Raw genomic sequence first — 23259 nt, forward strand, 5'->3', positions numbered from 1 at the left:
GCCGACCGCGACTTCGCGAACGTCCTCTGCTGCCGCTTCCGGAGCGTTTTCCGAACCGCCACCGCCCGCACGCCGAATGCAGGATCAGCTGATGGCCAGGCGATAAACCTGTCGTGAACCGCCCTCCGGCCCCGCTGGGGCTTCCTCGCCAGGGAGGAAGCCGTGTCTCTCGTAGAAGACTCGTGCTCCGCTGGCGACCGCGCCGGGGTGATCGGCACCGAAGGTGATCACTTCGATGCAGCCCGGCAACCGGACGAACCTCCGCGTGGCCTCGGCCAGCAATGTCGTCCCGATGTTGTTTCCGCGTTCTCGCTCCGAAACAACGAGCCAGTGCACCTGATAGCGCGGAGCACTGCCCCCGAACAGCAATCCGCCCACGATGTCGGACCCCGAATGGGCGACCAATGCCGCGGAGCGGTGAATGTGTCTGCTCACGGCCGCATGGAAGCCGGCATCGTTCACCATGGGACCGAACCAGTGCTCGACCTGAGAAGCCAACCTCAGGAACGCCGAAAGATCCTGCTCCTGCGCAAGTCTGACGATCATTCGACCAGTTTGGCAGCAACCGCTGTGGTCGAACATCCGCTTCTACCGCCGAGCGCGCGCGCTCGGACCGCTCCGGCGCGGTTCGAGAGCCCTCGCGACGCACCAGCATGCCGAATTGTCGAACATATGTTCTATCTTTGCGGTAAGCTCCCTCGCGTGACCATACATTCGACCGCGCTGGCGCCGGATGCCCGAACACCAGGATGGCCGGAACTGGCCGATGTCGATCTGCTGCGCACCCTAGTCGAAACCGAACGCCGTAGAAGGCGACTGGATGCCGCCATGCGCGCGGCCGTCGCCGAAGCCGAGCGACGCGGCCTCGCCGCAGACACCGGCTACCGGGACACCGTCGAGCTGTTGACCGATCTGCTGCGCATCACCGCCCACGAAGCGCGCCGCCGAATCGAGACCGCGGCTCCGCAGGCCCGCTCCCGTTCCAAGAAGGTGTGGCGGGTGCTGGCAGCCGCAAGCTGACGCCGAGCCCGCGCACCTCCCGCGACCGGGCATCACCGCGGACGCCGAACAGCAAGCCGCGCCCAGCACTCCGATAGCGCGGGTCGACGCCGAGATCTACTGCGGCCCAATGCGTTCGGTTAAGCCAATCACAGCCGAGGCATCACCATACGACCGCACCCGCTGATGCGGTTGTCCGGAAGGACTCCGGCGGTCATCCGCCGCCTAGCCCCCACTCGTCGAGACCGGCGTACGCGGGCTGCCCACCACCGTGACCGGCCGAACAATTCGGCCTCTCCGGAATGGATGGAGACGAGCAAATCCGGGCCGGGATCGAAGACCACGAGAACGACTGCGGTCCAGTAGGTCTCAGCGCAAGCTGAAGCCCGTGCGGGAGTCGAGGCGGGTGAGTTTCTCCGGGTTTCGGACGAAGTAGAGGCCGGTGATGCGACCGTTGTCGAGGCGGAAGCTCATGATGCCGATTTCGTTGTCCCAGCGCATGATCAGGGCCGGGCCGCCGTTGACCACGGTGGTTTCGGTACGGAGCGTGGGGTTGATCTTGCCGAAGCCGACCAGCAGGTTCCTGAGCACCTTTTCGATGCCGACGAGCGGTACCCGGGCCGCGGTCTTGATGCCGCCACCGTCGGTGAGCAGCACGACATCCGGGGCCAGCACGTTGAGAAGCCCTTGCGGATCACCCGTTTCCAACGCCTGCTGGAAAGACTCCAGCGCCGCCCTGGCCTGCGCCGGGGAAACCACCGACCGTGGCCGGCGCGCCTCGACATGGCGGCGGGCCCGCAGGGCGATCTGACGCACGGCGACCGGAGTCTTGTCGACAGCGGCAGCGATCTCGTCATAGCCGACGTCGAAGACCTCGCGCAGCACGAAGACCACCCGCTCGGTGGGCGACAGCGCCTCGAGGACGAGCATCAACGCCATCGACATGCTTTCGGCGAGTTCGACATCCTCGGCCACATCCGGCGCAGTGATCAACGGTTCGGGCAGCCACGGCCCGACATACGCTTCCTTTCGGCGTTTCAGCGTGCGCATCCGGTTCAGGGCCTGACGGCTGGTGATACGGACCAAATAGGCACGCGGATCATCGATCCGAGCCACCTCGACCCGGGCCCACCGCAGCCAGGTTTCCTGTAGGACGTCTTCGGCATCGGCGGCGGAGCCGAGCATTTCGTAGGCGACGGTGAACAGGAGGTTGCGGTGCGCGACGAACGGGTCGATCGCCGGGTCGGCTGTGGTCGTCATCGCGAACTCTGCTCCTCGTGCCTGGCCGGGAAATGCTCGGCAAGGCTACCGGGTCAGGCAGTGAACGGTTCGAGCCCGAACCGGCCCCACGCTATGAAGACCGCCATCGCGAGGTAGACCACATTGGCGGTGATGACCTTGTATTCGCCGTCGCGGGCATGGGTGATCATCGCGCCGACCATCAGCAGCGCCCAGCACACCGCGGTGACCGGGACGAGCACCGGCGCGATCCCGAGCACAGCGGGCAGAATCAAGCCGATCGCGGCCAGAACCTCCACGCCGCCAAGGGTTTTGATGACTCCCGCGCCAGCGGTGGCGGTCCAGCGCCCACCGGGCGCCTGGGCCAGTTTCGCCTTGGGCGTGAACATTTTGATGGTGCCGCCGGCCGATGCGACGGCGGCCAGCAATCCGGTGACGATCCACAGTGCGATGTTCATCAGGTCTCCTCGTTTCGATGTTCGACCTGAAGACACCACTGAGCCGCCGCCCGTGACAGTGCGTGACGCAGGTCACCGCGTCACTGGACCCACGACTCGACACCACCCACGCAGCGCGGGCGCTCACACCGGAATGCCGTGCTGGGTGACGTAATGCGCGATCAGCGTTTCGATCGAGCGCCGGAAGGAGCCCTGCTGCCGCTCGCTCAAAGTGTTTGCCAGATTGCCGATTTCGGCTCGGACCGCGTCGCGCACCAGGTGCACGACGGCGCGGCCCTCGGCGGTGACGGTGACATGGACAGCGCGCCGGTTTCCGGGGACGGCGATCCGCCGCACCAGGCCGCGCCGCTCGGCTCGATCGACCAAGCCGGTGACGCTGGACTTCTCCAGTTCCAGGATGCCGGCCAGCTGCTGCATGCCGATCTCGCGATCGTCGAGCACGGCGAGCATGCGCAACTGGGTGACCGACAACCCTTGCTGACCGGCGAGGCGGCCGAGCACGGCTTGCAGGATGAACGACAGCTGGATGAGCCCGTCGACGAGGTCCGGCTCCGGGTCGGGTGCGTCTGTGGTCACAGTAGGCCAGATTAGCTTGATTCAGTTCGCGATACCAACTATTTTGGTTCGTGACACAAACAGTATTTGTCACGAACAATAGCGTGGGTACGCGGGGTCGGCCGCCGACGGTGGCCAAGGCTCGGCACGACCCGGACAGGGAAGAAGCAGACCTATGACGGACCAGAAGCGCGTCGCCGTCGTCATCGGCAGCACCCGCCCCACCCGCATCTGCGCCGGGATAGCCGCCTGGGCCCGCGACGCCCTGCAGGAGCAGAGCGATCTTCACTACGACCTGCTCGATCTCGCCGAGATCGGGCTGCCGTTCCTGGACGAACCCCGCAAGGCCGCGCTGCGACAGTACGAGCACGAACACACCCGGGCTTGGAGCCGGCTCGTGCAGAGCTACCACGGCTTCTTTTTCGTCTTCCCGCAATACAACTGGGGTTACCCGGGCGTGCTGAAGAACGCGCTGGACTACCTCTACTGGGAATGGCGCGACCGGCCCGCGAGCCTGCTGACCTACGGCACCCACGGCGGCGGCCGGGGCGCCGAACAGCTCATCGGCGTCCTGCACGGCCTGCACATGCGACTGCTCGAGACGCATGTCGAAGCCGTCATCACCGATCAGGACGTGGACGAGAACTGGCAGCTGCGCGACCTCGACACCACGCTCGGCCCGAACCGGGAACTACTGCGCAAGATCGGTGCGGACATGGCCCGCGCCCTCGACGGCAACTCATGACCGCAGTCCTCTAGAAGAACGGAGAAACAATCATGGCAACTCACCAGGTGGGCTTCATCGGCCTCGGGAAGATGGGCGCCGCCCTCGCCGGCCGACTGCTCGATGCCGGGTACGGCGTCACCGTGTGGACCCGGACCGCCGGCAAGGCCGACGACCTGCTGGCGCGCGGCGCGACGCTCGCCGACCGCCCCGAGGACGCGATCGCCACCGGGACGGTCTTCTCGATGCTGAGCAACGAAGAGGCGGTGCGGCAGGTCTTCACCGCGGACCGGATCCGCTCCGCGCCAGCGGGTTTCGTGCACATCAACCACGCGACCATCAGTCCGGCCGCGGCGCGCGAGTTCGCCGCGGCCGGTGGCGGTTACCTCAGTGCCCCGGTGATCGGCCGTCCCGAGGCGGTGGTGGCAGGCAAGCTCGCCGTGCTGGTCTCCGGCGACGAGGACGTCCGGGCCGCGGCGGCACCGATGCTCGCCGCGCTCGGCCGGCGGGTGTGGGACTTCGGTGCCGCCGTGGACGCCGCACCGACGGTGAAGATCGCGGTCAACTACTTGATCCTGCACGCGCTACAGGCCTTGTCCGAATCGATCACCCTGCTGCAGCACGCCGAACTGGACGCGGGGCGGTTCGTCGAAATGATCAACGATTCGATCTTCCCGGGCCCGGTGTACGGCGGCTACGGCAACGCCATCACCACCGGCACGTACACACCGCCGGGCTTCACCACCACGCTGGGCTTGAAAGACCTGAACCTCGCACTGAGCACCGCCGACGAAATCGGCACCCACCTCCCCACCGGACCGGTTCTGCACGACGTGTTCACCAGCGCGGTCGAGCAGATCGGCGCGGAACTCGACTGGGCGAGCGTCGCCGAAGTCACCCGGCAGCGCTCCCCCGGCCGCTCCCACTGAGCAGCGCGCTCCGCTCCAGGACATGCTCCACAGGACCGGCCCCGCGGCGTTCACGTTGCGGGGCAACGGTCTACGCAAACCAGACCGTCGCTGCACCTTCTAGGATGCTCGGCATGTCTGTCTGCACCGCCGACCTCGTCGGTTACACCGAACGCGACCTCGACGCCGACCTGGCGCGCTGGTTCCGCACCGCGCCGCGAGTTCAGGTGCCGGACGAAACGCGTTCGGTGGCAACGTTTCTCGGTCGTCTCGCACCGTCCGATGCCGCGGCACTGAGCGCGTTCGACCGTCGGGTGCGCGCCGGCCTGCTGCCGCAGTTCCTGGACATCTTCGACTGGTCCTACGGCTTCGATTTCGCCGGAAACGATTGCGGCATCCTCGATTCGGACTATACGACCGAACTCACCGACGACGACGTGTACTCGATCGGCGCCGACGGCGGCGGCAACCTGTACGTGGTCCTCACCAATGGTCAAGTGGCCGTGTGGTTTCACGAAGAGGAGGTGGTCGAGGGCGGCACCCGATTCGACAACCTCGACGTCTTCCTCTGGTCGTTCGTCCGCTACCGGGCGGTCCGGGCCGGACAACTCGCTCGCTCGGCGGTCGAAGCGGACTTCCTGGCGCTCGGCCAGGACGGTGCGCTCGAACCCGAACTGGGCTTGCTCCGGCTCATGAAGTAGCGGCCGGGGTCGCTGCGCGGCCCCGCCACACGTAGAGCGCGGTGGCCGCGGTGCCCAGGCACAGGGCGAGGGCGCTGAGCCCGAGCGACCAGTGCACGCCGATGGCCGCCCCGATCAATCCGACGGTGAAACCGCTACCCGCGCGCAGGCCACTGGAGGACACACCGTAGAGCCCGATCACCCGGCCCCGGTCGGCGGCCGGGGCGAGCAGTTGCACGACGGTCTGCCCGATCGACATCGATGCCAGGTTCGCCACCCCGCCGACCACGAGTAGCACGACCGCGAACGGATAGCTGGCGGTGGCGGCGAAACAGAGGCTCGTCAGTCCGTAGACCGCGGTGCTGACGACGGCGGCGGTGACCGTCGGTTTGATCCGTCCGGTGGCTTCGAGCAGGATCCCGCCGAGAACGCCGCCGACCCCATTGGCGAACAGCAGGACACCGTAGGTCAGTCCGGCATCGCCCGCACCGAGGTCGTGCGCGAAGATCGGCATGGACGACTGCATCGACGCACCGACGAAGAACGAACCGAGCCCGGCGAGCACGATCATGCTGACCATCGTGCGATTCGACCGGACCTCGCGGAACACACGCACCGAATCGAGCACGCCGACCCGCGGCCGCGGCACGTGGCCGTCGCGCGTGTGACCGGTGAACTCGGTCCGAAACAGGAACAGCGTAAGCGGCAGGTAGAACACGATATTGGCGAAGATGCCCGCGGTCGGGCCCAGCCCGAGCAGCAGCGCCGAGCCGACCACCGGGCCGAACAGGATGCCGAGGCTGCGGAAGGTGGCATTGAGCCGCACCGCGCTGGGCAGCTCGGCGCGCCCGACGAAATCGTGCAGCATCAACTGCTCCCCCGGACTCCACAGTGCCCCGGCGCAACCGTGCAGCACCAGCAGCACGCACGCTTCCCACACGCGCAACGAGCCGGTGAGGAACAGCACCCCCCAGGCCGCGGAGACGGCCATGAACAGGAGCTGCGCCGCTTGGATGAGCCGACGGCAGTCGTAGCGATCGGCGAGCGAGCCGAAGTAGACGGAGAACAGCAGAAACGGCACCCAGTGGCTGATCACCTCGAACCCGGCCAGCGCCGGTGAGTGGAACTTCTGCCAGAGCACCCAGTAGGTGATGACGTGCTCGATGTTGTCGGCCATCATCGACAGCGCGGCACCGAACAGGTACGGCCGGCAGTCGCGGTTGCGCAGGGCCGCGAATTTGCGAACCGGGGCGGGCTTCGATTCGAGGACGTGCGCGACGTCCCCGCAGGCGTTGCACATGCGTGTGCTTTCTCTCCAGGGACCGGAATTCACCGGTCGGACAACGGAACCCGGGCGACAGCCGCTTCATAAGTCCCACGGGGACAGTCGATTCCCGGCCGTCCTGCTAGAGTAGACGCAACGTTGCGTGGCGTCTACTCGGGACGCCGCGCTCCGACGCAGAGGAGAACGCGCATGGCAGGCGACGCCGACCGCCCCGCCCACCACGGAAACCGTTATCAGCGCAGCGAGCAAGCCCGCCGCGCGGTGCTCGAGGCGGCCGATGACCTGCTGGTCGAGCGCGGGTTCGCGGGGCTCACGATCGAAGGGATCGCCGCCAGAGCCGGCGTCGCCAAGCAGACCATCTACCGCTGGTGGCCGTCCAAGACCGAGATTCTGCTGGACGCCCTCGCCGACGACGCCGCCCAGCACCTCACCCCACCCGACAGCGGCGACCTCCGCGAAGACCTGCGGATCCACCTGCACAACCTCGCCGAATTCCTGACCACGTCGGACGCCGGAGCCGTCTTCCGCGCCCTCACCGGACAGGCGCAACACGATCCGCAGGTCGCGACCAAGCTACGCACGGACCCGCTCGGTCACCAGCGTGCGCGCGAGCGCCTGCCCCTGCAGCGCGCCCTCGAGCGCGGCGAGCTGCCACCGGAGACCGACATCGACTTCCTGGTCGATCAGTTGGTCGGCCCGATCTACTACCGCGCGTTGGTCACCGGCGAGCCCGTCCCACGGGAGTTCACCGACCGGCTCGTCGCCCAGGTACTGCGCTGAGGCATGGGCGATGTCATCGTTCGGCGGCACCGTGTGCGCGCCGGGGCAGGCAGAACATCAAGGCCCACAGCACAATCAAGGCCCCGCCGACCCACCACAGCACGCCGGTGAACGCGTCGCGGTTGAGCGCGCCCGTGGGTGCGCCGCCGGTAACGGCGAAGAACACCGGACCGGACAGCGCGATACCCACGGCGTAGCCCAGCTGGAGCGCGGTGTTGAACAGCCCCGAGGCCGAACCGGCGCGTGCGTGCGGAACCTGCGCCAGGCTCAGGTCCGCGATCGGTCCACCGAGCAGTCCGAAGCCGAACCCGAGCAGCACCACGGGGACCGCCATCGCGAGAACGGTCACCTCGGCTTGCCCGCTACTGATCTGGATCCCGTAGGCCGCGATCGCGGCGAGGGCGATCAGTGCCCCGGCTTGCGGCAGGCGGCGCGCGAAGCGTCCGGCGGTCTTCGTCGCGGTCATCGCACCGGCCAGCTCGCCGAGGGCGAGCACCGTGAAGGCCAGGGCTGCCGTCAGCGGGCTCATGCCCAGGCCGTGCTGCAGGTACAGGCTCCAGGTCAGGAACAGCAGCCCGCACAGCAAGGCCATCGTCAACTGCGCGGACAGACCACCGGAGAACTGCCTGTCCTCGAACAGCGACAGCGCAACCAGCGGCGAATCGTACCGTCGGCGCTGCTGGTGCCGGAGGAAGACGCCGAGCATCAGCCCGCCGCCGGCGAGCATGGCGAAACACCACAGCGGCCAGCCGTGGGTGTGCCCCTCGGTGAGCGGGAAGACGATCAGCACCATCGCGATCGCCGACAGCAGCACCCCGGCGAGGTCGAGGCGGTCGGCCTTCGCCGCGGTCGACTCGATGACGAACTTCCGTCCGAGAACGAGCACGGCGAGGCCGACGGGCACGTTGATCAAGAAGATCGGTCGCCAGGACAACCCGAACAGGTCGGCCTCGGTGAGCACGCCGCCCAGCACCGGACCCACGACGCTGCCCATCGACAGGATGGCCCCGTAGAGACCGAACGCCCGGCTGCGGTTCGCACCGTCGAAGGTGACGTGCAGAGTCGCCAGGACCTGCGGGATCATCACGGCCGCAGCACCGCCCTGGAGTAAGCGGGCGGCGATCAGCATGCCGGGCCCGGCCGCGAGGCCGCACAGCAGCGAGGCCAGGGTGAACCCGGCGGTGCCGAGCAGGAAGACCCTGCGCCGGCCGTAGAGATCACCGAGCCTGCCACCGGTGATCAGGCCGAGCGCGAAGGTCAGCGCGTAGCCCGCGGTCAGCCACTGCACCACGGCCGGTCCGGTGCCGAGCGAGCGTTGCAGCGTGGGCATGACCGTCAGGACGACCGAATCGTCGAGGATGCTCATCAGTTCGCCGGTCAGCACGACCGCGAGGGCGATCCTGGCGGCCGTCGTCATCGTCGGCCCCGGGCCGGATGCGGCATGGGCCGCAGGTTCAGGGGTGTGTTCGGGCTCGTCGTCGAGCGCGGCGGAATTCATGGCGGAACTCTCCTGGTTCAGGAATCGGGGAGCTCGCCGTCGATTAGGACCGGACCATACGAAACCCGGAGCAGTCGGCAGAGCTGCACCCGGAAAACAGGGATGGGGTGACACAACTCAGGCCAGCGCGCATCCGCCCGCACACGTTCACAAATAAGGACGTGCGGGACCACGGACGGCTACATGGCCTGGGATATAAGTCACCACCTCGAATCCACTACAGAAGCAACAGGAAGTCCGCGCCACGATACGGCATGGTCACTCCCCGGCCAACCAGGCGTGGCCCGCTGCGCGGAGGGTGCGCTCCCGGTCGCTGAAGCGGGTCGGGTATGTGCCGGTCACCGGGACTCCGCTGCGTTCGAGCAGATAGGCCAGCGCCGCGTATTCGCGGGGGTGGCGACGGGCGAGGGCCTCGGCATCGATGTGCTCCGCGCCGTCGACACCGAAGGGATAGGTGAATCCGCCCAGGTCGTAGACGGAGTCGCGATGTGCGATGCGCCAGACGCCGTCGTCGCGGCGCACGCGATCGAGGAAGCGGTTGTGGATCGTCGCGCCGAGACCGCACTCGCGGTGGTCGGCCAGCAGGATCGCGTTGGTCTCGACGAACGCGCGATCGCCCGCGAATTCGATGGCCGGGGAACCGATGAAGTGCTTGTTGCGCAACGGGCCGCCGCTGAGACGACGAGAGCCGTCGATGAAATCGCGGGCGCTGCCGGAGAACCACAGGATGGTCAGGGTCGCGTCCACGTGGAACAGCCCGGCCAGTTCCGCCCATTGCTCCCGGTCGCGATGGATCCAGCCCGACATCAGCTCACCGATCGCCAGACGGTCGGCGACGCGATCTTCGATCATGTCCGAAATCTCCTTTCAGTGGCCTAACCAATGTCGCCCTCGAAACCAATGTCGCCCTCGAAGGGCGTGGCCTGCCACCGCCATCCGGACAGCGGATTCCGGATTCCCGCCAAGATCGGCGGCACCATGGGGTGTGCCCCGACACCGCCAGATCCCGTGGTTCGGCTACGACGACATCCAGGGTCGCTGGGCACTGGTGCACGGCGAGGGCATCGCAGCGCATTCGCATGCGCAGGGTCAGCTGCTGTACGCGGCCAGCGGGGTGCTGGCCACCACCACCGCAGGCGGCACCTGGGTCTCCCCCACGAACCGGATCTCCTGGACCCCACCGCATTTCGAGCACTATCACCGCGCCTACGGCGACACCGAGATCAGCATCCTCGAGGTGCCCGCAGCGCTGTGTGCCGCGCTCCCCCCGCATCCGAGCGTGTTCGCGGTGTCCGGGCTGCTGCGCGAGGCGATGTTGAAGCTCACCGGCGGCAGCACACTGCGGCCGGCGGTCGCGGACCGGCTGCTGCGCGTGATCGTCGACGAGTTGACCGAACGCCCCGAACAGGCACTGCATTTGCCCGAACCGGTCGACGACCGACTGCGCGCGGTGACCGACCGGCTGCACGCCGATCCGGCCTCCCCCGCCACGCTCGAAGAACTGGACGAGCCGTCGGCGCGAGCGAGCGCACCCTCAGCCGCCTGTTCCGAGCCGAGCTGGGCATGAGCTTCCACCAGTGGCGCACGCTGCTGCGCGTACAGTACGCCCTGGTGCATCTCGTGCACGGCCATTCGGTCACCGAGATCGCCGTCCGCTGCGGCTGGTCCAATCCCACCAGCTTCATCGAGGCCTTCACCGCAATCATCGGCCAGACCCCGGGGCCGCTATCAGGCCGATCTGCGGCACCCGCGGGAGACCAGCGGGCACACGCCCTAGCCGCCCACGAGGCGGGCAGCGTAGTCCACCGTGCACGGAGTCAGTCGCTACTGCGCCTGCCATTGTGAACATGGCACTGCCATGGTTGCGAGGAGGAGCCGCGCCGAGCGATTGTGCTGTTAGCTTGTAAACCGTTCGGCGACAACAGAGTTTGTTGCCGGGCCAATTCACGATTGGCGACGGGGAGTCGCCTTGGGAGGGAAAGAACTGTGTTCAAACGTATTGCCGTCAGCGCTGCGATCGCGGTCTGTGCCGCCGGACTCGGTCTCGGGATGAGCGAGGCATCGGCAGCCCCGGTTACCGATGTAGCGCAAAGCGGATCGATGTTCTTCGCCGCCTCGTGCGCCGGCCGGGAAATCCCCGGGTACCGATGCGTGAACTGCCCCCCGAATGCGGGAGGAGCCTGCACGTACGAGCGGATCCCCCCGACGAAGGGTGGGCCCAAGTCCGGACGTAGCAACGGCAAGTAGTCCGGCAAGGTGCAGAGGTAGCCACCGCGCGCGGTAACGACGCGGCCTCTGTGCACAACGCGGCGAGCGGGACTGCTCACAGGCGGTCCCGCTCGCAAACCAATCGTCATCACCATTCGCCGCCGTCGGTGACCCGGGCGTGCACGTAGCGCCGGATCCCGCCTCCACCGGCAGTCCTCGCCGTCGTCGCCAGATTCCGCCTCCTGCGCCGCCGCCGGCAGTCCTCGTCTTCGTCGCCTGCGCCCGGCCGCGACCGCCGAGGCTGACTGGCCCCGCCCGAACCTATTGCGGCACAGGGCAATCAAGCCCGGCTCGAGAACGCCGAGCAAGCATCACCGAGACCAATAGGTACGGTTTTTTGATAGCCATTTACCGGATGCGCTGATTTAGGTACCCTCGACGCCAGGGGAGCTCAAACGGGGGGTGATCCGATGGCTCAGGGTTCGACGGTACGGGTCCGTCCGGAGGACTTGGCGACGCTCGCCGATCGGTGTATCGACCTTGCCATCGGCCTGACCTCAGCGATCAGCGATTCGGCGGGCGGTCTGACCGTCGCGCCGAGAGACGCGGGAGATACCGACGGCGGCTACAAGACCACGGCGGCGCACGCACCTTGTGTCGAGGCCGCGCACGACGCGATCGAGTCGCTCGCGGCCGTGCTCGAAGCCGATGCCGAGGGCTTGATGCTGTTCGCCTTCGCCATCTCCGACGCGGACGAGACCTCGGCACAAGCCATGTTGGCCAGTTCCTCGGCGCCGACCGGCCCGCGGCGGCCGCCACCACCACCGCCCGCGCCGCGATGACGAGAAGGGATTCGAATGGCAGAGGGGCGTTGGCAGTTATGGCACGATGCCGCATCGCTCGACGATGCGGCACGGAAGTGGACGACGCTCGCCGATCGAGTTCAGGCGACCGCGGATCGGCTGATCGCCGAATCCAAAAACGTCGTCGCCGAATGGCAAGGTCAGTCCGCCGAGTCGTACCAAGCGCACCGCGGTCGAGTAGTCGCCGAGTTCGACGCCGCCTATGACATTGCGGTGAAAGTGTCCGCAGGAGTGCAGTTCATCGCCGCATCCGTGCGCATTGCGCAGGGCCAGCTCGACCAGTCCTGGGCCACCGTCTCGCACATTCCGCATTCGGGTAGTCCGTCAGGTGCAGTCAGGTTCGAGCCGCGCGACGACACCGAGGCCGAACTGGTCCGTGCCGCGGGCATCCGCGCCACGGAGATCCGCGCGGGCCTCGACAGCAGTCTGGGCGGAGACCGACAGACGCTGATCGACGCCACCGCGCAATGGCAGGCGATCAGCGCCGCCTTCGAGCCGATCACCCAGAATGGCGCCGACCCGTTCACGCTGCCCGAGGACATCGATACCGTCGGGGTCATCACGGTGGGCAACAAAACCTATATCAACACCGGGGCGGGCAACGACGAAATCACGATCGGCGATGACCCGTTCAGCGACGGAACCCTGGTCACCATCAACGGAAAATCATATGTCGTCCCCAAGGGCCAGGAGATCGTTGTTCGGACCGGCGCGGGTGACGACCGCGTCAACGTGCCCGCGGGAACCCAGGTGAACTTCACGGTCCTGGGCGGCAGCGGTGCCGACCGGATCAAGACCGGCGCCGGAGCCGACCGCGTGCTCGGCGGCCGCGACGACGACGAGATCGAAACGGGCGCCGGCCGCGACGCCGTCCTCGCCGGGCTCGGGCGCGATTACGTCGACGGACAGGGCGATGACGACCTGCTCAGCGGCGGCGCGGGCAACGACACCGTGTACGGGCTCGGCGGCAACGATCGGCTCCTGGGCGGGCGTGGCCAGGACTATCTCGAAGGCGGGACCGGCGACGACACCGTCGTCGGGGGCGACGGCAACGACATCATGTCGGGTGGACGCGACAACGATGCCCTGTTCGGCGGAGCCGGAAACGATACGTCCTATGCCGGAGCAGGACTGGACTCTACCCACGGCGGCACCGGCATCGACACGACGTACCAGGAGTCCGGCGATCGCTCGGACGCAGGCACCGAGAACATCGTGACGGTGCAGCTCTCCAACGAGGCCCGGTTCATCGCGATCGAAGGGTCGCCGGAGTTCGTGACCAGGGCCGAGGCCGATCTGGAAATGCTGCGGTCCTCGCCGGCCGGTCAGCAGATGCTGACCGAAATGCAACGCGCGCACGACAACTCGGGATTCCTCGGCATCGGCAGGGAAAACCTGACGATCACCGAGTACCCGGACAGCGACAACAGCACCGCGCCCATTCCCCACCTCGGCAACAACAAAATCGAATACTCACCACGGATGGACTCCATCAACGACGGCCCGCCCGTAGCGATCCTCTACCACGAGATGGCCCACGTCTACGACTACATGACCGGCAACTTCGATGAGACCCCGTACACCGGAGCGGACTCGCTCGATCACCAGCAAAGGCAAGGAGAACGAGTTGCCGTCGGCCTACCGGTCGATCACGACCACGATCCGAACACCCCGGAAATCATCGACCCCGACCATCGGATCGAGCTGACCGAGAACGGGTTGCGCAGGGAGCTGGGTGCGCCGAACCGTGACCATTACAGATAACAGCCGGGTCGAAAGATTCGGGGCCGGCCTGCGGGCCTGCGCTTCGATCGCTTTCTGCGCAATGCTTCTCATCGCTTGCCGAACGACGACGAATACCGGCGGAGGAGGCGAGCCCGACCATGTGGCCGGTGGCGCCGTGATTCCGGTTGGGGTGACGTTCGACGCCGAGGTGACGGTCACCGGCGCGGACCTCGCGGTTACCTGGCGTGTCGACAATCGGAGCAGCCAGGAGCTGATAGTCCCGACGCTCGTTTCGCACGAAGGCAAGGTGCCGCAGGGGGACGCCTATATCGTCCCGGCCGGCAACACCATCGAAATCGCCCAGCGACTCTTCGACTGGCCCGACGAAGTTCAGGAATTGGCGGTGCCGCCGTCCGTGGGCATACTGCGCGTTCACCCCGGCAGCACAGAATCACGAACCATCCGGATCCCCCGCCCGTTGACCGCCTACCACCCTTTCGGGGGCGGCTTCGACGACGGTCCACCCGGACTTCCGTCCGCCCCGGCGGGCATTGTCTTCTGCCTCGGCGTCGTGCCGGAGCCATACCCGCCAGCGCTGGGACTCCGCACGGTGAACGGCGTCGAGATCGCGACCCACGGGCAGGTTTCCTACACCCGGCAACACCGCTTCTGCACAGAGCCGGTGGCTTTCCGATGATCGACCCCACCCTGCGACGATCGAGAGCGGGCTCGTGACGACTGCACCCCAGCCGTTCGCGAACGTCACCATCATCCGGCAGTCGATGATGCCTCGACCCTTGCATGCGCGGTCGGCGGCTCGGATGGTGTCGGCTTCCGTCGGGTGGTTGACCGAAAACGCGTCCATCTTCGCTGTCAGAGAATGGCAGGCTTCCGCGACCATGCCGGACCGATCGGTCCATTATGGGTAGTATCGGGCTTGTGCCACGTCCCCGACAGTTCGATGAAGAGCGCGTGCTGTCGGCCGTGCAGGCGGCATTTTGGGACAACGGATATGCGGGCACATCGCTCGAAGATCTCCTGGCGGCCAGCGGGCTCGGCAAGGGGAGCTTGTACGGGGCGTTCGGAGACAAGAAGAGCCTGTTCTTGCGCGTGCTGCGCATGTATGACGAGGCCAATGATCAAATGCTGCGCGACTGGCTCGAACAAGCCGAGCGCGGTATCGATGTCGTCCGGAGTTTCGTGACCGGACCCGCCGCTGATCCCAGTGGCGAGCAAGCCCGTCGAGGTTGCCTGCTCGCCAACACCGCGATGGAACTTTCGGCTAGTGCTGCCGAGGTGGCCGCAGAGGCCCGGCGCAGCTACGCCTCGACCACTGCCGTGCTGACCGACGCGATACGCCGAGCGCAGCGCGAGGGCGACGTCGCCGCCCGGCTCGACCCGGAACTCACCGCCCGCGCGGTGCTGGCCGGCCAGCTCGGGCTGATCGTGCTCGGTCGAGTTAGTCCGGATCCGGCCGCGTTGTCGACCTTGGCCGAGGCTCTGCTCGACGGCCTGCTACCCAAGGACTGAGCACGCCTGCCACAGTGACGCACAGCACAGCGCCACCCAGGTTCTTGACCGTTCAGTCCATATAGGGAAGGTTATGGACCACACGGTCAAGAATGTGGATAGGAGCTGACATGGAGATGCTGCAGGGCAAGGTCGCAGTCGTGACGGGGGCGAACACGGGCATCGGCCTGGCGATCGCGCGAGCTTTCCGCGCCGAGGGGGCACGAGTGTTCGTCGCCGGCCGTCGCCAAGCGCAGCTCGACGAGGTCGAGGCGGAACTCGGCCCCGAGGTCACCGGGATTCGCTGCGACGTGGGCCGGCTCGAAGACCTCGACCGGCTCTACGCGACCGTCGCGGAGCGGGCGGGCCGGATCGACGTGCTGGTGGCCAATGCGGGGATCGGGATAGCTGCCCCGCTGGGCGAGATCACCGAGGAGCAGTTCGACGCCATGTTCACCACCAACGTCAAGGGCTCGCTGTTCACTGTGCAGAAGGCGTTGCCCCTGCTGTCGCCGGGAGCCTCGATCATTCTCACCGGGTCGACGGCGGTCTCGCGCCCCCAGCCCTACCTGCCCGTGTACGGCGCGACCAAGGCCGCGATCCGCAACCTGGTCCGCGGGTTCGCCCACGACGCCGGCACACGTCGATACCGAATCAACCTGCTCTCGCCCGGCGGCACCCGCACGCAGGGTTTGCAAGAGCTCGTCTCACCCGACGAGCTCGCCGCCGCCGCGACATCGGTCCCATTGGGCCGATTGGCCGAACCAGAGGAAATCGCCGCAGCGGCAGTCTTCCTCGCCTCCGACGCTTCCAGCTACATCAACGGCTCCGAACTCGCCGTGGACGGCGGCTTCGCCCAGGTCTGAGGCACGCAAACACACCCGGGCACCGGACGAACAATCCGCCGCCCGCGACATGGCGCTCGCGCGCCGGGCGTGAGCGGCCGGACCTGAACCTGCGGATCCTGCTACTCATGATGACGCAGGAGAGGCGCTACTATTCGAACATGAGTTCGACATCAGAGTCTGGGGTGCCGCGCACGGAGGGTACGGAGCCGGAGCTGATCGAACCGGATGGGGTGGGGCATTATGCGGCCGCGGTCACCGTGCGGCCGCGGCCGGTGTGGGTTCGGTTGGATGCGATCGTGATTCGTGATCCGGGCACGCCCAAGCACACGAACGGTGCCGGAGTGATCATGACCGGGGAGCGAGCAGGGTTGCTCACCCACTGGGTGCCGACGGTCGCCGGGGACTGGATGGGGCGGGTGACATTCAGCGTGCAATACGCCGACGGCCGCCCTGACCTGGTAGTCCAAGGACAACTGGTCCCCGCCTACGCCCTGCGCCCCCGCACCGACCAGCGCTGAACGCCGGGTGCCGACTCCTGGACGCACGATCACGAGGAACTGGTGGCGGGAGCCTCTCGACCGATGCCGCCACCAGTTCCTCGTGATCAACCGACCAACACCCACACCCGGGTTCGGCGCCTCCCGCAGCGCGCCACAACCCCGCGACCCACGCCCGCGCCCGCGACCTGCGCGGTTGAGTGAGGGTCTGGCCCAGACGCGACATGAACAACCCGCACGACACCCATCCGCACGACCTATAACCCGCGGACCTGCCCCGCGCACCCGCACCCACATCCGCACCCGCAGCGCGCCACAGCCCCGTGGCCCACGCCCGCGCCCGCGGCCCACGCGGTTGACTGAGGGTCTGGCCCAGACGCGACGTGAACAATCCGCACGCCGCGCGACACCCATCCGTACGACCTATAACCCGCAGACCTGCCCCGCGCATCCGCGCCCGCATCCTCGACACAACCCACGACCCCGGCGCAAGCCAGCGACCCGTGCGACGCACAGCCGCGTGACACTGTGACCCGCGGATCTGGCGCCACGCATCGGCAGCGTGTCCCCGGCCCGCGACCTTCGGACGCTACCGCGCAATGCACGGCCTCAGTGCCGGCGCGATGCCACGCCCGACGGCTCACGCCCAGCGACCCGCGGCTGATGCCCCGTATCCGCGACCTGCGCGGTTTGGCGAGGACCTGGCCCGCGGGCGACGCGAACGACCAGCACCCCGCGCACCCGAGGTGGACGCGGGGGCGGGAATCAGTGGGCGGCGGAGTCCCAGCTGCGGCCGGTGCCTACCGAGACGTCCAGGGGGACGGAGAGGTGGATGGCGGCTGACATTTGGGCTTTGGCGAGGGCTTCGAGGGTTTCCTTTTCGCCTTCGGCGACTTCGAAGAGCAGTTCGTCGTGGATTTGGAGGAGCATGCGGGAACGCAGGCCGGCTTCCTGGATCGCCTTGTGCACGTTGATCATCGCCACCTTGATGATGTCGGCGGCGGTGCCCTGGATGGGGGCGTTGAGGGCCATGCGCTCGGCGGCCTCGCGGCGTTGCCGGTTGCTCGAGTCGAGATCGGGCAGGTAGCGGCGGCGGCCGAAGAGGGTGGAGGTGTAGCCGACCTTGCGGGCCTGCTCGACCACCTCGTACAGGTAGTCGCGGATACCGCCGAACCGGTCGAAGTACACGTCCATCTGTTCTTTGGCCTCGGTGGTGCTGATCTTCAGCTGGGCGGCGAGGCCGTAGGAGCTGAGACCGTAGGCGAGACCGTACGACATGGCCTTGATCCGGCGACGCAGTTCGGGTGTCACCTCGGCGAGCGGGATGTCGAACGCCTTGGAGGCGACGAACGTGTGCAGATCCTCACCCGAGTTGAAGGCTTCGATGAGGCCCTCGTCGCCGGACAGGTGCGCCATGATGCGCATCTCGATCTGGCTGTAATCGGCGGTCATCAACGACTGATAGCCGGCGCCGACGACGAACGTGTCGCGGATCTGCCTGCCGGTATCGGTGCGGATCGGGATGTTCTGCAGGTTCGGCTCGGTGGAGGAGAGCCGCCCGGTGGCGGCGATGGTCTGGTTGAAGGTGGTGTGGATGCGGCCGTCGTCGGCGACGCACTTGAGCAGGCCGTCGACGGTCACCTTGAGCCGGGTCGCGTCCCGGTGCTCGAGCAGGTGCTGCAGGAACGGATGCTCGGTCTTCTCGAACAGCGATTCCAGCGCGTCGGCGTCGGTGGTGTAGCCGGTCTTGGTGCGCTTGGTCTTCGGCATGTCGAGCTCGTCGAACAGCACCACCTGCAGCTGCTTCGGGGAGCCGAGGTTGATCTGTTTGCCGATCACCTCATAGGCGGCGTTGGCGGCCTCGTTCACCTTGTCGGCGAACTGCCGCTGCAACGTCTCCAGCTGGTCGGTGTCCACCGCGATGCCCGAATCCTCCAGCGTGGCAAGCACACTCAGCAGCGGCAACTCCATGTCCGCGAGCAGCGGCACCGATTCGATCTGCTGGAGTTCGGTATCGAGCGCGTCGGCCAGATCGGCGACCGCCCGGGCACGCAGCATCTCGGTCTGCGCGAGTTCGGCGTCGACGGCGTCTTCGTCGTCGAGCAGGGACAGCTGCGGGGTCTCGTCGGTCTCGGCCCGCAGTTCGCGCCGCAGATACCGCAGGGACAGGTCGTCGAGGTTGAAGCTGCGCTGCCCGGGACGGACCAGGTACGCGGCGAGCGCGGTATCGCTGGTGAGTCCGCCGAGGGTCCAGCCGCGGCCGCGCAGCGCGTGCATCGCCGCCTTGGCCTCGTGCAGCGCCTTCGGCACGGCCGGGTCGGCGAGCCAGGCGCCGAGTGCCGCTTCGTCTTCCGGGGTCAGAATGGCGACATCGATGTAGCCGCTCTCGCCGTCGCCCGCCGCGATGGCGAGCGCGCGCACGTCACCGCTGCCCGGGGTGCCGCTGCCGACGATCGAAACGCCCTGCCGCACACCGGCCTTCGCGTGCTCGGCGAGCCAGTCCGCGACCGCGCCGACCTCGAGCGCGCCGCCGCTGATCTCGAAGCCCGCCTCGGCCTCGGGTTCCTTCGGGGCCAGCGTCTCGAACAGCCGGTCCCGCAGTACGCGGAACTCCAGGTCGTCGAAGAGCTGGTGGATCTTGTTGCGGTCCCAGGGCTGCTGCGCCAGCTGGTCGGGTGTGTAAGGCAGGGGCACGTCGCGCACCATCTCGGTGAGCTGGCGGTTGAGCACCACGCTGCTCAGGTTCGCCCGCAGCGCGTCGCCCACCTTGCCCTTCACCTCGTCCACCTTGTCGACCAGGGTGTTCAGGTCGCCGTATTCACGAATCCACTTGGCGGCGGTCTTCTCCCCCACGCCGGGAATGCCGGGCAGGTTGTCGCTCGGGTCGCCGCGCAGGGCCGCGTAGTCCGGATACTGGGCCGGGGTGAGCTGGTATTTCGCGAACACCTCGTCGGGGGTGAACCGGGTGAGATCGGAGACGCCCTTGCGCGGGTAGAGCACCGTCACGTTGTCGTTGACCAGCTGGATCGCGTCGCGGTCACCGGAGACGATCAGCACCCGGAAACCCTCCGACACCGCCTGGGTGGTGAGCGTGGCGATGATGTCGTCGGCCTCGAAACCCTCGATGGCCATCACCGGGATGCCCATCGCGCCGAGCACGTCCTTGGTGAGTTCGACCTGCCCGCGGAACTCGTCCGGCGTCTGCGACCGGTTCGCCTTGTACTCCGGGTACGCCTCGGTGCGGAAGGTCTTGCGCGACACGTCGAACGCCGTCGCGATATGCGTGGGCTTCTCGTCGCGCAGCAGGTTGATCAGCATCGCGGTGAAGCCGTACACCGCGTTGGTGGTCTGGCCCGTCACCGTTTTGAAGTTCTCCGCCGGTAGCGCGAAGAACGCGCGATAGGCGATCGAATGCCCGTCCAGCAACATCAGAGTCGGCCGGTCTCCCGGCGCGACTTCGCTGGTGGCGGACGCGGTGGCGGGACGCTGAGCAGTCGTGGGTGAACTCACGCCCCCGAGTCTAGGGACCGCCACCGACAAGGTGTTACGCCGACACCCATGCACGTCGCATCGAGTCTCGACACCCCCTCGTTGTGACGCACACCACCGCCCCCGCTACCCGATCCAGGCGCACCTCAACCCCTCGCCCGACACCTGAGTAACCACCGCAGACACCGGGTTCGGAGCCACCGACAACACAAGCACCCAGTCACAACAACACGGCCCATGCACGCGAAGTCCGAAGTCCCTCGCGCCCGACGCCCCCGCTCCAGCGCCACACTCCTGCAACCCGAGCACTCACGACGCCACGCCCAAAAGCAACACGCCCACCCTCGACTCCCGCACCCCTTCTGCGCCCCCGCACCCCCTATGCCACGCCGCAGCGAGTGCGAGAACCCAAAACCCGTGCGAGAACTCGGAACCAGTGCGCGCGGCCCTTCTCGGCGTCGGACTCGGGCGTGATGACGGCGCTTGCCAGGAAACCTGTTCCCGTGCACCACAGCTCGGAGCCCGTGCCCGGAAATCAGCCGAACGACGCCGCACCCGAAACCCCCGCGCACCACACCGTGCCCCCGAGACAGAGTCGAGCCACGCGGTACAATCCCCGCACACAGCCAAACGACGCCGCGCCCGCGCACCACAGCTCAGAGCCGTGCCCTCGAGACAGGGGCGAGCCACGCGGCACAATCCCCGCACACAGCCAGACGACGCCGCAGCCGTGCACCACAGCTCGGAGCCGTGCCCGGAAAATGGGTCGAGCGATGCTGCGTCCGCTGGCACACTCACTTTATGTCGACCAATCGTCGTCGACGCCTCAGCGCCGACCCGCTCGACAACGCGGCTGCGAGCTACGAGACTCCACGACCCACCAAGCGATTCTGGACGGACCAGAACGGCACGACCTGGCGACGGCGCGGCCGGGATCTGCTCGTTCCGTCGCGGGCGCGTCGATTGCTGCAGCATCCCGATACGGTCGTGTTCCACGATTACATCGGTGCGGCACACGAGGTGGTCGGACAGGAACGCGCCGACCTCGTGCACCAGGTCGAGGAATTCTGGGCAGGCCGGGCCCACCCCATGGCCGACTTCCACCTCACCGAGTACCGCGACGCCGACCACCGTGTGATGGTCATGCTCGAAGAGCACTGCTGAACCGGATCAGCACCACAACGCCGCTCCCACAAGGGACCCCAGCACGCCCGGCACACAACCTCACCACGCCCGGCGCACAACCTCACCACGCCCGGCACGCGTCCCGGGCACACATGCCTACACCCCGGCACACAACCTCACAGCGTGGCGACAAGCTCCCGCAGCACCGGCAAACTCACCGAACCGGAGCCGAGCACCACATCGTGGAACGCCTTGATGTCGAAGGCGGAGCCGAGGCGTTCGGTGGCGGCGAGGCGCTGTTTGCGGATTTCCAGCTGGCCGACCTTGTAGCCGACCGCTTGGCCGGGCATGCCGATGTAGCGGTCCACCTCGGCGGTGATCTCGGCGAGCCCGACCGGCACGTTGGCGACCATGAAGTCGATGGCCTGCTGCCTGCTCCAGCCTTTCGCGTGCAGGCCGGTGTCGACGACCAGGCGGCAGGAACGCCACGAGTCGCCCGACAGCATGCCGAGCCGGCCGAGATCGTCCTCGTACAAGCCCATTTCGTCGGCGAGCCGTTCGGTGTAGAGCGCCCAGCCTTCGACGAACGCGGTGTTCGCGTAGGACTGGCGCTGGAAGCGCGGCAGGTGGTCGAGTTCGTTGGCGATGGTGAGTTGCAGGTGATGGCCCGGGATCGCTTCGTGGAAGGCGACCGAGGCGGTTTCGAACCGGCCGCGACCGGTCGGGTGGTATTGGTTGACGAAGTAGGCGCCGGGCCGCGATCCGTCGGCGGCGGGCGGAAAATAGTACGCCGCAGGCGCATCCGCGGCGAGGAACTCCGGCATCGCGACGATATCGCACGATTCCTTGGGCAGCCTGCCGAACCAGTTGCCCATCTCGGCGCTCGCCGCGGCGAGGGCGCGCCGCGCGTCGAACATGATCTGTTCGCCGTCGGCGTAGCGCAGTTCCGGGTCCTCGCGCAGCCTGGCGAAGATCTCACCGAGTTCGGCGGTGCCGAACAGCCGCTCGCCGATGGTCGCGTATTCCTCACGCAGCCCGGCCAATTCGGTCATGCCGAGTTCGTGGATCTCCTCGGCGCCGAGTTCGGGCAGGGTGGTGTGGAAGCGCAGCTGGCGCCGGTAGATGTCCTCGCCGTCGGCGCCGAGCCAGCACAGGCCGGGCTTGTCGTCCGGGCGGCTCACCGGCACCAGTTCCTCGAACAGCATGTCCCGGTAGCTCTGGAACGCGGGACGGATGACATCCCTTGCCACGTCGGCCAATTCGGCCCGCCACGCCGCCTCGCCGGCCCAGCCCTCGGGGCCGGGGAAGGTGACGAACAGATCCTCGGACAGGTCCGAGGAAAGGTAGCCGTCGAGCTGATTCAGCGAGCGCTCCAGCGTGATTCGCGGGGGCGTGCGGCCCGCGGCCAGACCGTCCCGGAACCGCACGACCGCCTGCCCGAGCAGATCGCCGAACTGCCGGAACCGCTGCACGAGCGCGAGCGCGTGCTCCGGTTGCGGGGCGTTCATCTGCGGTGCGATGGTGAGCACCCAGGCGTGCACGCCCTCCATCTGATCGGAGGCCAGCTCCGTCGGCCGCCACGCCAAACGGTCTATCGCGCCGGACAATTCGGTGCGCAGCAGGCTGTGCGTGACCCGGTCGGTCGCGTCGAGTCCCGCGGGGTCGAGCGCGTCGACCTGGCCGAGCAGCTCTTGCCAGGTCGACAGCAACCGCTCGTCGGCGGCGGCGGACAGATCTTCGATCTTGTCGTCGAATCGCCGGTCGCCGAGCAACGTCGCGTCGCTCGGCCGGGCCGCCAGGAAGGAGTCCCAGTACCGCTCGGCCAGATCCCTCAGCTGATCGCGCTCAGTCATGAGCATGATCATGCCT

23 protein-coding genes and 1 pseudogene are annotated in these 23259 nt (G+C 67.4%); 14 read left to right on the forward strand and 10 right to left on the reverse strand.

Annotation, left to right across the window (positions count from 1 at the left end; all coding sequences use genetic code 11):
* Positions 1-84: 84 nt before the first annotated feature.
* Positions 85-546: a GNAT family N-acetyltransferase gene (locus NVU01S_RS29770; RefSeq protein ID WP_043681930.1), complete on the reverse strand. Its 462-nt coding sequence runs from the start codon at positions 544-546 to the stop codon at positions 85-87.
* Positions 547-702: 156 nt separating this feature from the next.
* Between NVU01S_RS29770 and NVU01S_RS29775 the strand changes: the two genes are divergently transcribed.
* Positions 703-1020 carry a DUF222 domain-containing protein gene (locus NVU01S_RS29775; RefSeq protein WP_226887425.1) on the forward strand — a complete coding sequence of 106 codons (318 nt, stop codon included), beginning with the start codon at positions 703-705 and terminating at the stop codon, positions 1018-1020.
* A gap of 348 nt (positions 1021-1368) precedes the next feature.
* Here NVU01S_RS29775 and NVU01S_RS29780 read toward each other — a convergent pair whose 3' ends face one another.
* The 3 genes from NVU01S_RS29780 to NVU01S_RS29790 all read right to left on the reverse strand — a co-directional run bounded on the left by NVU01S_RS29780 (position 1369) and on the right by NVU01S_RS29790 (position 3272).
* Complete coding sequence (locus NVU01S_RS29780; RefSeq protein ID WP_043681932.1) at positions 1369-2259, reverse strand: RNA polymerase sigma-70 factor; 891 nt, start codon at positions 2257-2259, stop codon at positions 1369-1371.
* 53 nt (positions 2260-2312) lie between these two features.
* Entirely contained in the window at positions 2313-2696 is a 384-nt protein-coding gene (locus NVU01S_RS29785; RefSeq protein WP_043681935.1) for a DoxX family protein, read from the reverse strand.
* 123 nt (positions 2697-2819) lie between these two features.
* Positions 2820-3272: a MarR family winged helix-turn-helix transcriptional regulator gene (locus NVU01S_RS29790; RefSeq protein ID WP_043681939.1), complete on the reverse strand. Its 453-nt coding sequence runs from the start codon at positions 3270-3272 to the stop codon at positions 2820-2822.
* Between the two features lie 154 nt (positions 3273-3426).
* Between NVU01S_RS29790 and NVU01S_RS29795 the strand changes: the two genes are divergently transcribed.
* From NVU01S_RS29795 to NVU01S_RS29805, 3 genes are all read left to right on the forward strand, one after another.
* A complete protein-coding gene (locus NVU01S_RS29795; RefSeq protein WP_043681942.1) occupies positions 3427-3996 on the forward strand; it encodes an NADPH-dependent FMN reductase in 570 nt (189 codons plus the stop codon).
* A 32-nt stretch (positions 3997-4028) separates the two neighbouring features.
* Entirely contained in the window at positions 4029-4904 is an 876-nt protein-coding gene (locus tag NVU01S_RS29800; protein WP_043681945.1) for an NAD(P)-dependent oxidoreductase, read from the forward strand.
* Between the two features lie 113 nt (positions 4905-5017).
* The gene (locus tag NVU01S_RS29805; RefSeq protein WP_043681991.1) at positions 5018-5584 is read left to right on the forward strand and encodes a hypothetical protein; all 567 of its coding nucleotides are present in this window, start codon (positions 5018-5020) and stop codon (positions 5582-5584) included.
* Here NVU01S_RS29805 and NVU01S_RS29810 read toward each other — a convergent pair.
* Positions 5574-6863 carry an MFS transporter gene (locus NVU01S_RS29810; RefSeq protein ID WP_043681949.1) on the reverse strand — a complete coding sequence of 430 codons (1290 nt, stop codon included), beginning with the start codon at positions 6861-6863 and terminating at the stop codon, positions 5574-5576. The genes NVU01S_RS29805 and NVU01S_RS29810 overlap by 11 nt on opposite strands.
* A 174-nt stretch (positions 6864-7037) precedes the next feature.
* On the opposite strand from NVU01S_RS29810, the gene NVU01S_RS29815 reads away from it, so the two are divergent.
* Positions 7038-7628 (forward strand): TetR/AcrR family transcriptional regulator, encoded by a 591-nt coding sequence (locus NVU01S_RS29815; protein ID WP_043681951.1) that lies wholly within the window; start codon positions 7038-7040, stop codon positions 7626-7628.
* Between the two features lie 13 nt (positions 7629-7641).
* On the opposite strand, the gene NVU01S_RS29820 is transcribed toward NVU01S_RS29815, so the two are convergent.
* The gene (locus NVU01S_RS29820; RefSeq protein ID WP_043681953.1) at positions 7642-9126 is read right to left on the reverse strand and encodes an MFS transporter; all 1485 of its coding nucleotides are present in this window, start codon (positions 9124-9126) and stop codon (positions 7642-7644) included.
* Between the two features lie 258 nt (positions 9127-9384).
* Positions 9385-9978: a nuclear transport factor 2 family protein gene (locus NVU01S_RS29825; protein WP_052281392.1), complete on the reverse strand. Its 594-nt coding sequence runs from the start codon at positions 9976-9978 to the stop codon at positions 9385-9387.
* Between the two features lie 133 nt (positions 9979-10111).
* On the opposite strand from NVU01S_RS29825, the gene NVU01S_RS29830 reads away from it, so the two are divergent.
* The 5 genes from NVU01S_RS29830 (at position 10112) to NVU01S_RS44330 (ending at position 14619) form a co-directional block, all read left to right on the forward strand.
* On the forward strand, positions 10112-10693 hold the full coding sequence (locus NVU01S_RS29830; protein ID WP_244467543.1) for an AraC family ligand binding domain-containing protein: 582 nt from the start codon (positions 10112-10114) through the stop codon (positions 10691-10693).
* Positions 10690-10971, forward strand: coding sequence for a helix-turn-helix domain-containing protein (locus tag NVU01S_RS45030; protein ID WP_244467544.1), 282 nt, complete (start codon positions 10690-10692; stop codon positions 10969-10971). The genes NVU01S_RS29830 and NVU01S_RS45030 overlap by 4 nt, the downstream gene beginning before the upstream one ends.
* A gap of 833 nt (positions 10972-11804) precedes the next feature.
* Positions 11805-12176 carry a hypothetical protein gene (locus NVU01S_RS29835; protein WP_244467545.1) on the forward strand — a complete coding sequence of 124 codons (372 nt, stop codon included), beginning with the start codon at positions 11805-11807 and terminating at the stop codon, positions 12174-12176.
* Positions 12177-12191: 15 nt separating this feature from the next.
* Positions 12192-13961: a M91 family zinc metallopeptidase gene (locus tag NVU01S_RS29840; protein WP_043681959.1), complete on the forward strand. Its 1770-nt coding sequence runs from the start codon at positions 12192-12194 to the stop codon at positions 13959-13961.
* Positions 13945-14619, forward strand: coding sequence for a hypothetical protein (locus NVU01S_RS44330; protein WP_167829468.1), 675 nt, complete (start codon positions 13945-13947; stop codon positions 14617-14619). The genes NVU01S_RS29840 and NVU01S_RS44330 overlap by 17 nt, the downstream gene beginning before the upstream one ends.
* Positions 14620-14664: 45 nt before the next feature.
* Here NVU01S_RS44330 and NVU01S_RS43645 read toward each other — a convergent pair.
* Positions 14665-14823: pseudogene (locus NVU01S_RS43645) on the reverse strand (DUF4189 domain-containing protein); the annotation flags it as partial.
* Positions 14824-14861: 38 nt separating this feature from the next.
* Here NVU01S_RS43645 and NVU01S_RS29855 point away from each other — a divergent pair.
* From NVU01S_RS29855 to NVU01S_RS29865, 3 genes are all read left to right on the forward strand, one after another.
* Positions 14862-15452, forward strand: a complete 591-nt coding sequence (locus NVU01S_RS29855; RefSeq protein ID WP_043681966.1) for a TetR/AcrR family transcriptional regulator — start codon at positions 14862-14864, stop codon at positions 15450-15452.
* A 110-nt stretch (positions 15453-15562) separates the two neighbouring features.
* Complete coding sequence (locus tag NVU01S_RS29860; protein ID WP_043681969.1) at positions 15563-16297, forward strand: SDR family NAD(P)-dependent oxidoreductase; 735 nt, start codon at positions 15563-15565, stop codon at positions 16295-16297.
* A 140-nt stretch (positions 16298-16437) separates the two neighbouring features.
* The gene (locus NVU01S_RS29865; protein ID WP_141692287.1) at positions 16438-16797 is read left to right on the forward strand and encodes a hypothetical protein; all 360 of its coding nucleotides are present in this window, start codon (positions 16438-16440) and stop codon (positions 16795-16797) included.
* Between the two features lie 744 nt (positions 16798-17541).
* On the opposite strand, the gene polA is transcribed toward NVU01S_RS29865, so the two are convergent.
* On the reverse strand, positions 17542-20286 hold the full coding sequence (gene polA / locus NVU01S_RS29870; RefSeq protein WP_082032457.1) for a DNA polymerase I: 2745 nt from the start codon (positions 20284-20286) through the stop codon (positions 17542-17544).
* A gap of 780 nt (positions 20287-21066) precedes the next feature.
* Between polA and NVU01S_RS29875 the strand changes: the two genes are divergently transcribed.
* Positions 21067-21429, forward strand: coding sequence for a hypothetical protein (locus NVU01S_RS29875; protein WP_043681975.1), 363 nt, complete (start codon positions 21067-21069; stop codon positions 21427-21429).
* Between the two features lie 137 nt (positions 21430-21566).
* Here the strand turns inward: NVU01S_RS29875 and NVU01S_RS29880 are convergent, their stop codons facing one another.
* Positions 21567-23243, reverse strand: coding sequence for a DUF885 domain-containing protein (locus NVU01S_RS29880; protein ID WP_244467546.1), 1677 nt, complete (start codon positions 23241-23243; stop codon positions 21567-21569).
* Between the last annotated feature and the right edge of the window lie 16 nt (positions 23244-23259).

This window comes from Nocardia vulneris, from assembly GCF_001613425.1.
Lineage (GTDB): Bacteria > Actinomycetota > Actinomycetes > Mycobacteriales > Mycobacteriaceae > Nocardia > Nocardia vulneris.

Excerpts from the sequence above, each read along its gene's own strand:
- NVU01S_RS29770 (WP_043681930.1), bottom strand. The coding sequence starts at position 546 with ATGATCGTCAGACTTGCGCAGGAGCAGGATCTTTCGGCGTTCCTGAGG.
- NVU01S_RS29780 (WP_043681932.1), bottom strand. The coding sequence starts at position 2,259 with ATGACGACCACAGCCGACCCGGCGATCGACCCGTTCGTCGCGCACCGC.
- NVU01S_RS29785 (WP_043681935.1), bottom strand. The coding sequence starts at position 2,696 with ATGAACATCGCACTGTGGATCGTCACCGGATTGCTGGCCGCCGTCGCA.
- NVU01S_RS29795 (WP_043681942.1), top strand. The coding sequence starts at position 3,427 with ATGACGGACCAGAAGCGCGTCGCCGTCGTCATCGGCAGCACCCGCCCC.
- NVU01S_RS29800 (WP_043681945.1), top strand. The coding sequence starts at position 4,029 with ATGGCAACTCACCAGGTGGGCTTCATCGGCCTCGGGAAGATGGGCGCC.
- NVU01S_RS29805 (WP_043681991.1), top strand. The coding sequence starts at position 5,018 with ATGTCTGTCTGCACCGCCGACCTCGTCGGTTACACCGAACGCGACCTC.
- NVU01S_RS29810 (WP_043681949.1), bottom strand. The coding sequence starts at position 6,863 with ATGTGCAACGCCTGCGGGGACGTCGCGCACGTCCTCGAATCGAAGCCC.
- NVU01S_RS29815 (WP_043681951.1), top strand. The coding sequence starts at position 7,038 with ATGGCAGGCGACGCCGACCGCCCCGCCCACCACGGAAACCGTTATCAG.
- NVU01S_RS29820 (WP_043681953.1), bottom strand. The coding sequence starts at position 9,126 with ATGAATTCCGCCGCGCTCGACGACGAGCCCGAACACACCCCTGAACCT.
- NVU01S_RS29825 (WP_052281392.1), bottom strand. The coding sequence starts at position 9,978 with ATGATCGAAGATCGCGTCGCCGACCGTCTGGCGATCGGTGAGCTGATG.
- NVU01S_RS45030 (WP_244467544.1), top strand. The coding sequence starts at position 10,690 with ATGAGCTTCCACCAGTGGCGCACGCTGCTGCGCGTACAGTACGCCCTG.
- NVU01S_RS29835 (WP_244467545.1), top strand. The coding sequence starts at position 11,805 with ATGGCTCAGGGTTCGACGGTACGGGTCCGTCCGGAGGACTTGGCGACG.
- NVU01S_RS29840 (WP_043681959.1), top strand. The coding sequence starts at position 12,192 with ATGGCAGAGGGGCGTTGGCAGTTATGGCACGATGCCGCATCGCTCGAC.
- NVU01S_RS29860 (WP_043681969.1), top strand. The coding sequence starts at position 15,563 with ATGGAGATGCTGCAGGGCAAGGTCGCAGTCGTGACGGGGGCGAACACG.
- NVU01S_RS29865 (WP_141692287.1), top strand. The coding sequence starts at position 16,438 with ATGAGTTCGACATCAGAGTCTGGGGTGCCGCGCACGGAGGGTACGGAG.
- NVU01S_RS29875 (WP_043681975.1), top strand. The coding sequence starts at position 21,067 with ATGTCGACCAATCGTCGTCGACGCCTCAGCGCCGACCCGCTCGACAAC.
- NVU01S_RS29880 (WP_244467546.1), bottom strand. The coding sequence starts at position 23,243 with ATGACTGAGCGCGATCAGCTGAGGGATCTGGCCGAGCGGTACTGGGAC.